Origin of the sequence: Paraburkholderia sp. EG286B, assembly GCF_040965655.1 — a bacterium.
Taxonomy (GTDB): Bacteria; Pseudomonadota; Gammaproteobacteria; order Burkholderiales; family Burkholderiaceae; genus Paraburkholderia.
Genome location: NZ_JBFRCF010000295.1, coordinates 1 through 227 on the forward strand (window position 1 = coordinate 1; position 227 = coordinate 227).

At 62.1% G+C, this 227-nt stretch carries 1 protein-coding gene; it reads right to left on the bottom strand.

What is annotated here, in order from left to right; translation table 11 throughout:
* The coding region (locus tag AB4Y42_RS44770) for an SDR family NAD(P)-dependent oxidoreductase (RefSeq protein ID WP_368697958.1) at nt 1-202 on the bottom strand (202 nt) is incomplete at its 3' end.
* Nucleotides 203-227: the final 25 nt, after the last annotated feature.

Here is a 227-nt window from a genome sequence, read left to right on the forward strand (position 1 = left end):
CATCGCAGCGTAGCGCGAGACACTGCGCGCCGGCTGCTTCCACCGCTGCGCGCGTTGCTTCGAGCGCTGGCATGTCGATATCGCAGATTGCGACATCTGCTCCCGCGCGGGCCAGGTCGATGGCGATAGCGCCGCCCAGGCCACGACCGGCACCCGTAACAAGGGCGATACGCCCTGCGAGATTCTGACGCTGGTTTTGCATTCTCAATTTCTCACAGGTTGAATAT